Raw genomic sequence first — 14,847 nt, forward strand, 5'->3', positions numbered from 1 at the left:
TAACTTGCATCAGCTTTACTGAAGTAATAAAACTTGATTAAAAATTGTAAAGCAGTGTAAAGTACTTTCACAGGCAAAAACAAAACCGCCTGATTCATAAATAACCGCAATCATAAAACCATGACAACAACCTTACAACAGCGCTCAAGCGCCAACGTATGGGATCGATTCTGCGAATGGATCACCAGCACTAATAACCGCATCTACATCGGTTGGTTCGGCGTAGTAATGATTCCCACCCTGCTAGCAGCCACCGCCTGCTTCGTAATCGCTTTCATCGCCGCACCTCCAGTAGACATCGATGGTATCCGTGAACCTGTTGCAGGTTCTTTAATCTACGGAAACAACATCATCTCTGGTGCAGTAGTACCTTCCTCCAACGCTATCGGCTTGCACTTCTACCCAATTTGGGAAGCAGCTTCTCTAGATGAGTGGTTGTACAACGGCGGCCCTTACCAATTGGTAATTTTCCACTTCCTGATTGGCATATTCTGCTACATGGGTCGTGAATGGGAACTATCCTACCGCTTAGGAATGCGTCCTTGGATTGCGATCGCATATTCTGCACCAGTAGCAGCAGCAAGTGCAGTATTCTTGGTATACCCCATCGGACAAGGTTCCTTCTCTGATGGTATGCCCTTGGGAATAAGCGGAACATTCAACTTCATGATCGTGTTCCAAGCAGAACACAACATCTTAATGCACCCCTTCCACCAATTAGGTGTAGCTGGTGTATTCGGCGGAAGTTTGTTCTCTGCAATGCACGGTTCACTAGTAACTTCTTCCTTGGTTCGTGAAACAACTGAAACCGAATCACAAAACTACGGTTACAAATTCGGTCAAGAAGAAGAAACCTACAACATCGTTGCAGCCCACGGCTACTTCGGTCGTCTAATCTTCCAATACGCTTCCTTCAACAACAGCCGCAGCTTGCACTTCTTCTTAGCAGCATGGCCTGTAATCGGCATCTGGTTCACCGCCTTGGGTGTAAGCACAATGGCGTTCAACTTGAACGGTTTCAACTTCAACCAATCAATCATTGATTCTGAAGGTCGTGTGATTGCAACTTGGGCAGATGTAATCAACCGCGCTAACCTGGGTATGGAAGTAATGCACGAGCGCAACGCTCACAACTTCCCCCTAGATTTGGCTGCTGGTGATTTTGCTCCTGTAGCTCTAACCGCTCCTGCTATCAACGGTTAATCATAATCTGAGATACGCTCTTCACGCTTATCTATAAGTAAAAGACGCTCTCCCGAAAGGGGGGCGTTTTTGCATTAGGGATTTCCAAATACTCAACTACTTCTTGTGGGGTGGGCGTCTCGCCATTGGCGTCAACTTAAGCCAAGACCCTTTTTAAACCTCGTTAAACCTCGTTTACAGCAAGAAGCTGGAAATGCAGATCATTGCGGCAGAGCCGCAAGTCTTGAGGCGGCAGCCCTCTCAGAATGCATTCCCAGTCGGAGACTGGGAACGAGGCAATCTCTAAATGCTGCTTTAGACTAACTTTCACCTGAAGTTGACACCAATAGCTTTTCAGTCTACCCCACAAGATTGGATAATTTATTTGTTGGAAGTCCCTTAGACGAATGGCACTAAGTTAAGATGCAGCCCTTGCCCTGACTGGTTCCCAGCCTGGAGGCTGGGAACCCATTCTGGGAGGCTCCGCCTCCTGTTTCTTGACCAGAGGCAGAGCCTCTGGGAATTCGTTCCCAGCCTCCAGGCTGGGAACGAGGTTACACAAGTCTTTGGGCTTTTCTTAGTGCCATTCGTCCCTTAGACCGCTATAGTTCAGAACTTAAACAATAATTATCAAAAAGTAAATTTTACGGGTAAAAATTGCTAGCAGCGCTGATAATTGCCTCAAAGCTCAAATATAAGGAGAAGCCGAAAATGATTTTACAACGTGGGCGTAGGGTTGTAGCTGCTTTGTTGCTGTCAGTGGTACTACTGACAACAGCCTGTACTCCCAAAACACCTGGACGTTTTGACCAGGCGCAAAAAGAAAGCACTCAACAAAAAAGCGGTCAAGCGGTAACTAAGACCGCAACTCAGGGTAGCGAATTTAATAAGCTTTTCCCTGATGCCGGTGATGGCTACCAGCGGGTCTATACCCAAGAGAAAAAAGGCTTTGCGGAAGCGAAGTTGAAAAAAGGCGGTAAAGATATAGCGTTGCTGTCGATTTCTGATACTACCAGCACACCTAGTGCAGCAGCAAAGTTCTCGAAAAGCACCAAAAAAATTGGTGGTTATCCCGCAGTAGAGATTGGTAACACGCAAACTGCAATTTTGGTAGGTAAGTACCAAGTAAAAGCACTTTCCCGCGATCCGTCATTTAAAGCTAGCGATCGCGCCAATTGGCTAGAGAAGTTTAATCTGAATGGTTTGGCTAAACTAAAATAATTTGCATTAGGAACATTCAGATAATAAAATCTAAATAAGGAGATTTTTGTGAGTAAATCGATTGTTGAGTTGGTTGATCAATTACCAACAAGCGGCTTGACCATTTCTATGTTGAATTCCCTCGATTTTGTTGCTCCAGGCCAGTGGCAAAATACCGTCGGCTTTGTCAACACCATTAAGACCGTCACTGGCGAAGACGACGAAGATTTAATTCAGCAAATTGGCGAACGAGCGATTTATCTATTCAACGACAAATCCCAAGGATACCAAACAGCCTTGTGGTTATATCAAACCGTTGATGGTACAGATAGAGCTATTGGTGCAGCAGCTTTAGCTAACAAAGTTGGCGAGAAAATTCCTTTGTTGGGTTTTTTAAACTCTGTGACTCCCAAACCTGACAAAGCCCAAACCATCGATCTAACATTAAAATTAGTGGCTGAGTTGGTAGCTTTCTGCCAAATTAACGGCATTCCTGGAGACAGTATTGGGGATTTTGTCGCCTCTTTAGGTGAGTATAGTGGTGAGTCACTCATCCGCATGGTGGCATTAATTTGTGTTGATGGTTTGATCCCTCTAGGCCCAGACTTCATCAGCAAAGCGATATCTGGAATTAATCAAACAAATCCACAGGACTTAGAAAAAAACTCGACTTTCCAAAACATCAAAGATGTGATTCCAGGGAACAATGCTGGTAGTAAACTCGCTTTTATCGGCGAAAGCTTTGACTCAGTTAAAGGTTGGATGAGTGGGTTAGTCAGCGCCAATAATTTAACGCCACAAAAGGTAGTTGGCAACTTGCAAAGTTTTGTCGATATTGCCGATGACAAGTTAGACTACCTCGCGGCGTTCCTAGATGTAGCAACTAATTATTATGAACACACCGGCACGCAAACTTTAGCACGTCGCTTGATTGAACGGGCGGTGGCTGAGATTTAGGTTGATTGGGAGTGGGGGAGTAAGAATTTTAGATTTTAGATTTTGCGAAAAGTTGCGTGCGGGGGTTCCCCCCGTTGAGCAAACTTTTTAAGACGGATTTTAGATTGAAATTTAATCTAAAATCGTCAATCTAAAATCCAAAATTAAATTGCCCCATACCAATTAGGGTAAACGCAGATCAGATGCGATCGCATCTAAGTAAGGTTGAAAAATAGCCAAGTTTTCCAGTTTCTCAAACTTACCTGTTTGTGTACCTGGATCAAATGCAGTGGTAATTACGTAAAGTTTAGTGCCATCAAAAGCAACATGTCCGATATGTTGCTCTTGTACTCCGCCTTGTTGCTTGAGTCCGACGAACCCATAGCGGATTCCCTGAAGCTTACCAACGGGTAATGGTTGGGGTGGATAGGCTGAGAAAAGAATCTGTTTTCCATATTTACCCTGACGGTCTTTCACAAAAGCAGCGTATTGGTCTGCAACCCAAGCCTTGAGTGCTGATAATACCTGGGTTTGGTATTTGGAACTTTGGTAGTCCACTTGGGAACCAGGTGAAATACCAGCTGCTACAAGTTTCTTTTGGAAATCCTCATTCTTTGCTAATGGGTAAACGTTAATCTCAACTGTACCCAAAAGTTCCCCTTTGGAGGAGACACACAACAGGGGCGCATTTCCCTTGCAAGCAGCAACTTCCCAGTTAGTGGAAGCAGGAGCATTTCCCAGGATTTTCTGCCAGATATTTCCCTGATTAGGGTTGGGAAGTTTTGTAACGGCAGGGGGTTTTACCACTTTGGGTGGAGAAAATTGGGGGAGAAGAAATTTTGCTCCCAGTGGTATTAACACCAGCAAAATAGAACCTAGTAATAAATGATAAAGTCGTAACATTTTATTGAAAATCCAGAGTCAAGATTGCAGACTGACGATATCTACAATACTTTATGGGTATATATATGACTCGTATTTCGGAATTAAGTAGCGATCGCTCAGGCAGTTAGTGTTTTGAAAATTCAGCTGTAGACTAAGTGGTAAAGATTATTATTGCTAGTCTTGGTAATCATCCGATGACTGAGTGTTTTAAAAGTAAATTAAAAAATATTCATCCTCAAATGCTCCATTAGCTATGGTCAAACTGCGCTAAAATCCTTTCTGCTTCCTGACACAGCACTTCGTGATATTCACCGTTACTAGCCAGCAAACCTCCCCATTGATTGATATCACCGGTGTTATACTCCAACGGACTACCATCGAAGTGGGTAAACTTACCACCAGCTTCTGTTAAAATCAGTTCGGGGGCTGCCATATCCCAATCTTTGGGCGCAGACTTGCCGGAAAGGGAAATATAGATATCTGCCTGTTGCTCGACAATGGTGGCGATTTTGCACCCTACACTACCCACAGCTTTCTGATTTTGACAGGGTAAGTTTTGTAGTAAGTAATCTAACCGTTGGTTGCGGTGAGAGCGACTAACGACTAAAGTTAAATCCTCAACTGGTTTACCTGACGACACTTGTAAAGGAACAGATTCATTACGGGTTTCGACAAATGTACCCCCACCTTTGGTAGCGTAATATAACTTTTCTGTCTCTGGTACTGCCACCACTGCCAACACTGGGCGTGTTTCCTTGACTAAAGCAATGTGAACCGCATAATCCCCAGTTTTTTCGATAAAGTCTCGTGTGCCATCCAAAGGGTCAATTATCCATACCCAAGGGGCGGAAGGCTGTGTACCATTACTTGGCGATTGGTAAGTTTCTTCACTGATGTAAGCAAAATCTTCGTTACCTAAAGTTGCTTGTAGCCTTTCCAAAATATATTGACTCACAGCTACATCAGCAACAGTGACAGGCTCATTCTGTTTATACTGTACTTCTAAGTTAGGGTCTTTTGCAGTGCCGTGGTAATACGATCGCAGTATATCTGCTGCGCCCCAACCTACCTCACGAGCGATCGCTAATATTTCTTCTAAGTCTTTCATTAATTTGGCCTAATCTAAAAATTATGTATAACGTAAAACTTTCCCTTAAAATATAATCACAGAAAGCACCAGGGAAAATATCTCCAGCCCCGAATGTATCAACCACTTGAATCTGTGGCACATCTACGATACCAGTTTTAACACAGCAATGCTATAATACTTGGTCATTTATGAAAAGAAGTGAGGTTTAAAACCTCGCCCCTTGTGGGTGGCTGTCTTTAATTTTGAATTTTGAATTTTGAATTTTGAATTGATTCATGGCTGGGGAGTGTCAAAGATAAAAGCAGACATTCCCAAACTAGCCGGGGTTGAGCATAAGCAAGTAAGTATTTACGAGCTTGTTCTAGTTGGTTGATGATCCTGGGTTGATGCCACTGCTGCCAGTAGAATTGCTGAAGATAATCAACTAACCACAATTGTGCTTCTGTATCTAAATCTTTATCAATTTTTTTCGCTAACTCCAAGGCTTTGCGTAAGGAAGCAGGGGCTTTTTTCAAATCTTCGAGTAACTCAGGCGGAATAGCTTGTAATTGCTCGTAAGATGCGATCGCACTTCCCGCACTGCCAGCTGCTATAGTCAATACTGCCTGATTTGCCAAAATTTCCTGATGACCACTTTGTGTGAGTACAACAGCCAAAGACTCGGCATCTAAACGATAAAAAGGAATACGTTGACAGCGTGACACCAAAGTTGGCAACACAGACTCAGGTGTAGGTGCAATTAAAATTAACGTCGCCTGTCCCGGTTCTTCCAAAGTTTTAAGTAAAGCATTTGCTGCGGCTTCTGCCATTGTTTGGGCTTCTTCCAGCACTACCACATTCCTCGGTGCTTCCAGGGGTGGCCGACTTAGAAACTCGGTAATTCCCCGAATTTGCTCTAGCCGAATTACAGGTGGTGCCTTACGCTTAAGTCCTTTCTCGGCGGCTTCGGCTGTTGTTAATCGTTGTCCCTGATATTGATACGTTGGTTGCACCCACAACAAAGCTGGGTGGTTTCCTTGACGCAAACGGTTTTGTAAAGACGCAGTGATTTCCATCCCACTAGAAAATAGCAATTCCACAAAACACCTGGCTGCTAAACTCCTTCCGACACCATCTGGCCCGACAAATAGATAGGCTGGAGCAACCCGGTTTTGTCTGACAGCCTGAGTCAGTAATTCTATGGCTTGCTGTTGTCCGACTACTGGTGCAAATGGGTTAATAGTTGAGTACCTTTGCCAAAACAAGAATATGAAAACAGAGGGCTGATGTAGTAGAGTTGTTTTCTTCTAGAACGACAACTTAGAAGCTACAAAATGCCTATGTTCGACATACTAGCACTGTTGGAATGACTTCTACCGACAAATAATAACCGAAGTTGCGGGGTAAATAATGGTAGCTTTGATGACCGATGTCTGACGACAAGCCGCTACGCATTTACGCTTGCAGTTATGATCGTTATAAGCGATCGCTTTTGCTTTATCGGACGTACTACAGGCGGGAGTATCTCAGTTTTGCAAATAAACCAGATCCATAAAGAAGATTCTTGCTCCCTCTCCGAACCCACGGAGAGGGTTGGGGTGAGGTTTTACAAGGCTTTTTACACTCATTGAGATACTCCCGTACAGCTTTGCGTAAAATCGTAGCGTTTTTAAACGCAGAGGGGCGCAAAGTCTTTTTAAAATTTATGCAATATTGTACTTAGGAAATTTCAGATGTCGCACAAACAATTTATTTATTGCTGGCAAAAATGGTTACTTCCCATCTTGAAACGTGCAGTAGTAATGATTTGTCTTACAGCAGGAGTGTTGAGCATCTTGGGAAGCACTGCGCCGATGAGTAATGCTCAAGCTGTTTTTCCTAGTTATGTTGCAGCTAATGCTCAACTGGTAAGTACTACTAGGCGTATCCAGGATCAACGGACATCATTAAAATCAACAGCGCTAAATGCTACTGTATATCACAGTCCCGATTGTAATTGTTGTGGCGGGTGGATTGACCACTTAAAGACACAGGGTTTTAAAATCACAGACTTTTCTACACCTGACATCGAAACAGTTAAACAAAAGTACAACGTGCCGGATAACTTGGCATCTTGCCACACAGCAATTGTTAATGGATATGTCATTGAAGGACACGTTCCAGCAGACGACATCAAACGTCTGCTTCAACAAAAGCCAAATGTTGTTGGTTTATCTGTTCCCCAAATGCCTGTAGGTACTCCTGGGATGGAGATGGAAAATCGAAAAGACCCGTTTTCTGTGTTTTCCTTTGATCGCAAGGACTCAGTTGCAGTATTCAATAAGTATTCGTCCTCTTGATCTAAACTTTTCTTAAAAACCGAAACTAGAAAGCCAATCTGCATAGAATTGGAAGCAGAGACAAACTTTATTTTAGAGGATGTTTGAAAAGTATTGGGCGAATAGAATTCGCTACTACACAAACAAAGTCCACCTCCGTGGACTAATACAAAATCAAATATTTTTAACCTGCGGAGGCAGGTTTTGTCTGTGTAGCCGCGACTTCCAGTCGCCCGGTGAGTAACTACTTAGACTTTTCAAAGAACCTCTTAGACACAGCGATCGCTGTGTCTAAAAGCCTTTTATTTATATCGGTAACAAGCGCACCAATATAGTATGTTGAGAAATTTAGATGTCTCAAAAGATATAATAAAAATAAAATAAAATAAAATCAATCAGCAGCAGCCAAATCGGGCAATGTATTCAGTTGTAAATTAACAGCACTTAGATAATTTTGGTCGTTTAAAACTTGTGATGGTAATTTATCTGCATTCACAGCAGCCTTCACTAAATCTTTTGCAATAATCTTTTTGTTCTGAGTTTCAACTACTAGCGTTTCTCCACTAGGAATTCCGTGCTGCTTCAGACCTCCCTGATAAGCAAAAGAAACTAGATTGAAAGGCTGGAGGTAACTTACAGAAGTAGAGTTCCTGGATAAATTGTTAGAGTTAATAGCTATTTCACTGCTATTGGTAGTAGCTATTTGAGCGCCAGCGATTCCAGGTACAAGAGTAATAGAAGCAAAAATAAGTGCAGAATTTATTAAGGTAAGAAGTTTCATCAGCTTATTCTTAGGTAAAATGCAATCGGTGCCCTTTACTAATAGAGTCCTCTTTATTATTAATCTCAGCTTCCTTCAGTCGGGTCATCTGATCGGTTGATATATGACTCACCCAAAAGGGTGAGCTAATTGAGTGACACAAAGAGTAATGGAGACTTCGTTAAGTCCAGAGACAGAATAGATTGGTTCAAATTTTCAAGTAGTTAACTGAGGTGAGTTGAACATTTATGCAATTTTTCAATTCGCCTCTTGAGTTTCCTTAAAAAAGCCAAAATTGCCGCGATCGCACAAATTCCCGCATCAGGCGATCGCAGCAAGCAAGTAAAAAGGAAAATAATCTATTTAGGTAGGTAGAAAGTTATGGCAAATATCAATGGTACTAACGGTAATGATACACTCACTGGGACAACGAGTGATGACCTGATTAATGGTTTAGCAGGTAACGATAAACTATATGGTAAAAGAAGCTACGATATCCTCAACGGTGGCGCTGGTGACGATTACTTAAATGTTGACTATTTATCAGGCAATACCACCCTCAACGGTGGCACTGGTGACGATACCTTGAATGCTGAGTATTCAATAGGCAATAACTTGCTCTTTGGAGGCGATGGCAATGATACTCTCTTGACTTCTCACTACGACAATGGCGGCTATAGGAATAGTGATACTAACACCCTCAACGGTGGCAATGGGAATGACACTTTCTATAGTGAGGTGATTAATGATACAAATGATAACTTGATGACTGGTGGCGGCGGCAACGATAAATTTGTTTTCCAGGTGTCTAACGGGGACACTTATAATACTAATACCATCACGGATTTCGGTGGCATTGGTAAAGGCTCAAAGCCATCAGCGGCGGTGATTGCCGAAGTGGATACCTTGCAATTTAGAGGTTCTGAGCAATTCAGTGCCAGAAATTTGCTATTAACTCAAAATGGTAATGACTTACAAATCACCTTTGAAGGGGCATCTAATGTCTATGTGGCCTTGCAAAACTTTGCCCTGAAAAACCTAGACAATCTAGCCCAGGTCGGCAATATCGTGTTTGATGGGCAATCTAGGATCACGGACAGCTTTGATGTCTTCAATGCCAACTCCACCCAAAATACTATCTTCAACAAGAACACAGTCACCTTCCTTAACGACCTCTCCAACAATGTCAACGGCTTTGACAATTCAGATGATGTAATTAATGGTCAGGGAGGTGATGACATCATTAACGGCTTGAGTGGCAACGACATTTTGAGGGGTGGTGCGGGGAATGATCTTCTCATTGGTGGTACGGGCAATGACACTCTCAACAGTGGTGCGGGGAATAACACCCTCAACGGTGGCAATGGTGACGATTACTTAATTGTTAAGGAGTCAAGAAGCGATAATTATTACAATTCTAGCGATCCAGTAGAGAATAACTTGCTCTTTGGAGGTGATGGTAATGATACTCTCTTTGCCTATGGCAGCCTTGGTAATAACACCCTCAACGGTGGCAGTGGAAATGACACATTCTATAGTAGTGGCTATTACTTCAATTATCAGCCGGGCAATAAAATTTTAACTGGTGGCGGCGGCAAGGAGAAATTTGTTTTCCAGGCGTCTTCCTTTGGCGGTGGTACTATTACCATTACGGATTTCGATGGCATTGGTCAAGGCTCAAAGCCATCAGCGGCGGTTATTGCCAAAGTGGATACCTTGCAATTTATAGGAACTAATTTTCCTGTTTACTCATTACCATTAACTGCGAGAAATCTGCAATTAACTCAAAATGGTAACAACACAGAAATCACTTTTGAAAATGCGCTTGATTTCAAAGTGGTCTTGCAGAACTTTGCCCTGGAAAACCTAGACAATTTAGCCCAGGTCGGCAATATCGTGTTTGATAGGGAAACTAGCATCACCGACAGCTTTGATGTCTTCGATGCCAACTCCACCCAAAGCACCATCTTCAAGAAGAACACAGTCACCTTCCTTAACGACCTCTCCAATAAGGTCAACGGCTTTGACAATTCAGATGATCTAATTAATGGTCAGAAGGGTGATGACATCATTAACGGCAAGAGTGGCAACGACTTTTTAAGGGGTGGCGCGGGCAATGATACTCTCATTGGTGGTACTGGTGACGATATTCTATTGGATAATTCCGATTTAATAGGCGATAATCTGCTCTATGGGGACGATGGCAATGATACTCTCTCCGCCTATGGAACCTTTGGTAATAATACTCTCAAGGGTGGCAATGGTGACGATAAATTGGCTGCTGGCCTTTCAAGAGGCGATAACTTGCTCTCTGGGGGCGATGGCAATGATTCCCTTTCCGCCTCTGGCTTCTGGCAGTATGAAGAGTCATCCATCCCCGCTTCTGGCAATAATACCCTCAACGGTGGTGCTGGTAACGATACTTTAAATATTGACTATTCAACAGGCAATAATTTGCTCTTTGGGAACGATGGCAATGATTTTCTCTCTGCCTCTATAGCGACGAACGACTTTTTGGGACAATACTTTACCGCTTCTTCTGGCAATAACACCCTCGACGGTGGCGCTGGTAACGATACCTTACTTGCTGACTATTCACCAGGTAATAACCTATTTAATGGGGGCAATGGCAATGATTTTCTCTCTGCCATTGTCGCCTTAGGGAATAACACGCTTGATGGTGGCAATGGCAATGACACCATAAAGGGTGGCAATGGCAATGACATCCTCGCGGGTGGGAACGGTAATGATAGCCTTTATGGAGGAACTGGTATTGATACCTTTGCTTTCAATAATTACAGTGAAGGTGTAGATAAACTTTATGACTTCAACGCCACTAATGAACTCATTCAGGTATCGGCTGATAATTTTAGTGGCGGGTTATCGTTATCAATAGGTTCGCTTGAAGCTAGTCAGTTTACAATCGGAACATCTGCAACGACGATCGCTCAACGATTTATTTATAACAACGTTACAGGTGCGCTGTACTTTGATCAAGATGGTAATATAAGTGCATTTACTCAGGTAAAATTTGCACAATTATCTGCTGGATTGTCACTAACAGAAAACAATTTTGTGATTGTTGATTCGTAATTACCCCTCCATCACTAAACGCTACAGGAAAATAGAAATATTCAGAATGTGAGGTGCTTAAAATAGCACCTCATATCATATCCGCAAAATTACCCATAATAAAAGAACCCCACCCCCAAGCCCGCTAAAGCTGCGCTTTAGCGGGCTTGGGGATATTATGCTTAATTGCCCGAACATGATATCACATTCGATTAATCAATAGAATGAGGTTATACCAATTGGTAATTCCTAATTAAGAGGTTTCATCACAAAAAATATTTCCTTCTGACTGAATTCACCTCTGATTGTTGGCGCTGTTACAACCCGGAATTCTAAAAACGTTTACTATACCTGAGTACTTTGAAAAAACAAAAGTAGTTCGTCAGGAACATAAGTCTCTTAATACTGGAGAGTTAATTGTTGTGATATCAACAATTCCTATTTGTTTATGAACTTGGCATCGTTGAAGAAGAAATAAATAAACAATAACTAACAAAGGAAGTCAAAATTAGCAAAGAGGTAAGAACAAAAGCTTAATCTATTTAGTTTTTTCTGCGCCACTAGTTAAGAGGTAATCTATGGTGCGAAACTCAAAGCTAGGGTACAGAACATTCCCTAAGTCTATTCTGCGTCCATCCGTTGCTATAGGTATAATTGCATCTTTATTGGTTGGCGGAATAAGTTTTTATATAGTAAAACGCTGGCAAAATTATGCAAATCTAGAGGCACAAGTGCCAGCAACACAATTGCCACAGTTAAAAACGGTAACAGCTTTAGGGCGGATTGAACCACAGGGAAAGGTAATTAAACTCTCTGCTGCGGTGTCTGCGGAAGGAAGTCAGGTAGAAAAGTTATTAGTGAAGGAGGGAGATCGGGTAAAAGCAGGACAGCTGATTGCGATTTTGAACAGCCGCGATCGCTTGCAAGCATCATTAATAGAGGCACAGGAACAAGTGAAAGTAGCCCAGGCAAACCTAAACCGCACCCAAGCAGGTGCTAAACGCGGTGAAATTGCCGCCCAAAAAGCCGCGATCGCCCGCCTAGAAGCACAACGCCAAGGTGATATTAATGCCCAAGCAGCGACAATTGAACGATTCCAAGCCGAAGTGCGTAACGCCCAAGCCGAAGACGATCGCTATCAGCAACTATCTCAACAGGGCGCAATTTCCGCTTCCCAACGGGATAGCAAGGGTTTAAACTTGGAAACCGCCCAAAAAAGCTTACAAGAAGCACAAGCCCAGTTAAATCGTACCCAATCAACTAGCCAGCAACAGATCAAAGAAGCCACAGGAAAACTCGATGAAATCGCCGAAGTGCGCGGAGTGGATGTAGAAGTTGCCCAAGCAGAAGTCAATCGTGCCGTAGCAGCCATGAATCTGGCAAAAGTCAATTTAAAACAGGCAGAGGTGCGATCGCCTCAAAATGGACAGGTATTTGAGATCCATACCCATCCTGGCGAATTAGTATCAAATGATGGCATTGCAGATATTGGACAAACCAACCAGATGTATGTCATAGCCGAAGTCTACGAAAGCGATATTGGCAAAGTGCATTCAGGGCAGCAAGTGCGAGTAATTGGTGATTACCTCCCGATTGAATTGCAGGGAATCGTAGATCGCAAAGGCTTGCAAGTGCGACGGCAGAATGTCATTAATACAGATCCCGTCAGCAATATCGACAACAGAGTAGTAGAAGTCCATATCCGACTAGATGAAGCCTCCAGCCGAAAAGCCGCCACCTTAACCAATATGCAAGTTAAAGCAGTAATTGAACTATGAATTGGGCATTGGTTATTCTCCTCATCTCCCTCATCCCCCTCATCCCCCTCATCCCACTCCCTACTCCCCACTCCCCACTCCCCACTTCTTATGATGGGATTGATTAAACAACTGCTACGGCGAACCCCTCTAGGATGGCTGCAACTGAATCATGAAAAAAGCCGACTCTTAGTGGCATTGTCAGGCATTGCCTTTGCGGATCTTCTCATGTTTATGCAGCTAGGTTTTCAGACTGCCCTCTATGACAGCAATACTAGACTGCATCGCAGTTTGCAAGCAGATATTGTTTTAACCAGTCCCCAAGCCCGTAACTTGCCAAGCTTGTCTACATTTTCTCGTCGGCGACTTTACCAAGCAATGGATATACCTGGGGTAAAGTCTGCCGAACCAATGTATTTCAACAACACAATCTGGAAAAATCCCCAAACACACCGTGAGACAGGGGTGTTAGTTATCGGGTTCAACCCAGATAAGCCAGCCTTTGACTTATCGGATGTTAACCAGCAATTGCAAGTGATTAAGCTACCAGGTGCTGTTTTGTTCGATCGTGGTGCTAGAGGAGATTATCAAAAAGCGATCGCCCAAATTGACCAAGGTAAAACCCTGACCACCGAAATAGAACGGCGCACCATTACCATTAGTGGCTTATTCCAAGTCGGGGCTTCCTTCGGTTCTGATGGCAATCTAATTACCAGCGATGAAAACTTTTTACGGCTATTTTCTGGGCGACAGTCTAGCAGTGTCAGTCTAGGTTTGATTCTTCTTAAACCAGGCTATGACCCGAAAAAAGTGGCAGCAATGCTCAAAGCTTACCTGAGAGATGATGTCAGAGTATTAACCCACGCCGAATTTATTGAATTTGAGAACAACTTCTGGAGAACAAATTCCCCAATTGGGTTTATTTTCAGCCTTGGTGTATCGATGGGCTTTGTGGTGGGCGTGATCATCGTCTATCAAGTCCTCTCCACCGATGTTAATGCCCACGTTCGGGAATATGCCACCTTCAAAGCAATGGGATATAACAATTACTACCTGCTAGGTGTGGTGCTTGAAGAATCGTTGATATTGGCAGCACTGGGCTTCTTTCCCGGATTGGGAGTGTCCTTAGCACTTTACCAACTGACTCGCAGTGTCACAAATTTGCCCATGTACATGACTGCGATTCGAGCATTGCAGGTATTAATACTAACTATAATTATGTGTGCAATTTCCGGTGCGATCGCCACCCGCAAACTCCAAGCCACCGATCCTGCTGATATGTTTTAGAACTAGGGGAGTGGGGAGTAGGGAATAGGGAATAGGGAAGAATTTTTTACAACTCCTAACTCCTAATACCATTTCTTTGTGAAGCTGCGCCAAACCCTTTTAACTTCTTTCTTTCTTCGCGTCCAACTCTTGGAGACGCTACGCGAACGCGTCCTTTTCCCAAGGGGAGACGCTAACGCGTAGCTTGTCCTCCGCAGGAGTACGCGGTTCGTTTTTCTTTCTTGTACTTACAGCAGTTTTCATGTATTTGAACCACATCTGTCGTAGGGGCACAGCACTGCTCATTGGTGTCAACTTAAGCCAAAACGCTTATCCCACAGGCGTTTTACCCCCCTTAATCCCCCCGATGTATTGGGGGGAAAAAAGAAAATCTGGTTCCCT

Annotated in this window: 11 protein-coding genes and 2 pseudogenes; 8 read left to right on the forward strand and 5 right to left on the reverse strand. The window is 43.3% G+C overall.

The annotated features are described in order from the left end of the window. Positions 1 to 120: 120 nt before the first annotated feature. From psbA to V7K27_RS29940, 3 genes are all read left to right on the forward strand, one after another. The gene (gene psbA / locus V7K27_RS29930) at positions 121 to 1,203 is read left to right on the forward strand and encodes a photosystem II q(b) protein (protein WP_334952148.1); all 1,083 of its coding nucleotides are present in this window, start codon (positions 121 to 123) and stop codon (positions 1,201 to 1,203) included. A 690-nt stretch (positions 1,204 to 1,893) separates the two neighbouring features. Next, positions 1,894 to 2,403, forward strand: a complete 510-nt coding sequence (locus V7K27_RS29935; RefSeq protein ID WP_334952149.1) for a hypothetical protein — start codon at positions 1,894 to 1,896, stop codon at positions 2,401 to 2,403. Positions 2,404 to 2,451: 48 nt separating this feature from the next. Beyond that, a complete protein-coding gene (locus tag V7K27_RS29940; RefSeq protein ID WP_334952151.1) occupies positions 2,452 to 3,339 on the forward strand; it encodes a hypothetical protein in 888 nt (295 codons plus the stop codon). 162 nt (positions 3,340 to 3,501) lie between these two features. On the opposite strand, the gene V7K27_RS29945 is transcribed toward V7K27_RS29940, so the two are convergent. From V7K27_RS29945 to V7K27_RS29960, 4 genes and pseudogenes are all read right to left on the reverse strand, one after another. Beyond that, positions 3,502 to 4,221 (reverse strand): hypothetical protein, encoded by a 720-nt coding sequence (locus V7K27_RS29945; protein ID WP_334952152.1) that lies wholly within the window; start codon positions 4,219 to 4,221, stop codon positions 3,502 to 3,504. Positions 4,222 to 4,450: 229 nt separating this feature from the next. Then, positions 4,451 to 5,311 (reverse strand): 3'(2'),5'-bisphosphate nucleotidase CysQ family protein, encoded by an 861-nt coding sequence (locus V7K27_RS29950; protein WP_334952154.1) that lies wholly within the window; start codon positions 5,309 to 5,311, stop codon positions 4,451 to 4,453. 31 nt (positions 5,312 to 5,342) lie between these two features. Then, positions 5,343 to 5,444: pseudogene (locus tag V7K27_RS29955) on the reverse strand (sugar kinase); the annotation flags it as partial. An 85-nt stretch (positions 5,445 to 5,529) separates the two neighbouring features. Further along, a complete protein-coding gene (locus V7K27_RS29960; RefSeq protein WP_334952155.1) occupies positions 5,530 to 6,537 on the reverse strand; it encodes a DNA polymerase III subunit delta' in 1,008 nt (335 codons plus the stop codon). Positions 6,538 to 6,701: 164 nt separating this feature from the next. Between V7K27_RS29960 and V7K27_RS29965 the strand changes: the two genes are divergently transcribed. After that, the gene (locus V7K27_RS29965; RefSeq protein ID WP_334952156.1) at positions 6,702 to 6,827 is read left to right on the forward strand and encodes a hypothetical protein; all 126 of its coding nucleotides are present in this window, start codon (positions 6,702 to 6,704) and stop codon (positions 6,825 to 6,827) included. Between the two features lie 178 nt (positions 6,828 to 7,005). Continuing rightward, on the forward strand, positions 7,006 to 7,611 hold the full coding sequence (locus V7K27_RS29970) for a DUF411 domain-containing protein (RefSeq protein ID WP_334952157.1): 606 nt from the start codon (positions 7,006 to 7,008) through the stop codon (positions 7,609 to 7,611). A gap of 370 nt (positions 7,612 to 7,981) precedes the next feature. Here V7K27_RS29970 and V7K27_RS29975 read toward each other — a convergent pair whose 3' ends face one another. Then, the gene (locus tag V7K27_RS29975) at positions 7,982 to 8,371 is read right to left on the reverse strand and encodes a hypothetical protein (protein WP_334952158.1); all 390 of its coding nucleotides are present in this window, start codon (positions 8,369 to 8,371) and stop codon (positions 7,982 to 7,984) included. A gap of 360 nt (positions 8,372 to 8,731) precedes the next feature. On the opposite strand from V7K27_RS29975, the pseudogene V7K27_RS29980 reads away from it, so the two are divergent. From V7K27_RS29980 to devC, 3 genes and pseudogenes are all read left to right on the forward strand, one after another. Beyond that, positions 8,732 to 11,443, forward strand: a pseudogene (locus tag V7K27_RS29980) (beta strand repeat-containing protein); the annotation flags it as partial. Between the two features lie 560 nt (positions 11,444 to 12,003). Further along, positions 12,004 to 13,200, forward strand: coding sequence for an ABC exporter membrane fusion protein (locus V7K27_RS29985; RefSeq protein WP_442947659.1), 1,197 nt, complete (start codon positions 12,004 to 12,006; stop codon positions 13,198 to 13,200). 93 nt (positions 13,201 to 13,293) lie between these two features. After that, positions 13,294 to 14,466: an ABC transporter permease DevC gene (devC, locus tag V7K27_RS29990; RefSeq protein ID WP_334952166.1), complete on the forward strand. Its 1,173-nt coding sequence runs from the start codon at positions 13,294 to 13,296 to the stop codon at positions 14,464 to 14,466. Positions 14,467 to 14,847: the final 381 nt, after the last annotated feature.

Origin of the sequence: Nostoc sp., assembly GCF_036919575.1 — a bacterium.
Taxonomy (GTDB): domain Bacteria; phylum Cyanobacteriota; class Cyanobacteriia; order Cyanobacteriales; family Nostocaceae; genus Nostoc.

Bases quoted from the DNA above. Each gene is read 5' to 3' on its own strand.
- psbA (WP_334952148.1), top strand. From the start codon at position 121: ATGACAACAACCTTACAACAGCGCTCAAGCGCCAACGTATGGGATCGA.
- V7K27_RS29935 (WP_334952149.1), top strand. From the start codon at position 1,894: ATGATTTTACAACGTGGGCGTAGGGTTGTAGCTGCTTTGTTGCTGTCA.
- V7K27_RS29945 (WP_334952152.1), bottom strand. From the start codon at position 4,221: ATGTTACGACTTTATCATTTATTACTAGGTTCTATTTTGCTGGTGTTA.
- V7K27_RS29950 (WP_334952154.1), bottom strand. From the start codon at position 5,311: ATGAAAGACTTAGAAGAAATATTAGCGATCGCTCGTGAGGTAGGTTGG.
- V7K27_RS29965 (WP_334952156.1), top strand. From the start codon at position 6,702: ATGTCTGACGACAAGCCGCTACGCATTTACGCTTGCAGTTATGATCGT.
- V7K27_RS29970 (WP_334952157.1), top strand. From the start codon at position 7,006: ATGTCGCACAAACAATTTATTTATTGCTGGCAAAAATGGTTACTTCCC.
- V7K27_RS29975 (WP_334952158.1), bottom strand. From the start codon at position 8,371: ATGAAACTTCTTACCTTAATAAATTCTGCACTTATTTTTGCTTCTATT.
- devC (WP_334952166.1), top strand. From the start codon at position 13,294: ATGGGATTGATTAAACAACTGCTACGGCGAACCCCTCTAGGATGGCTG.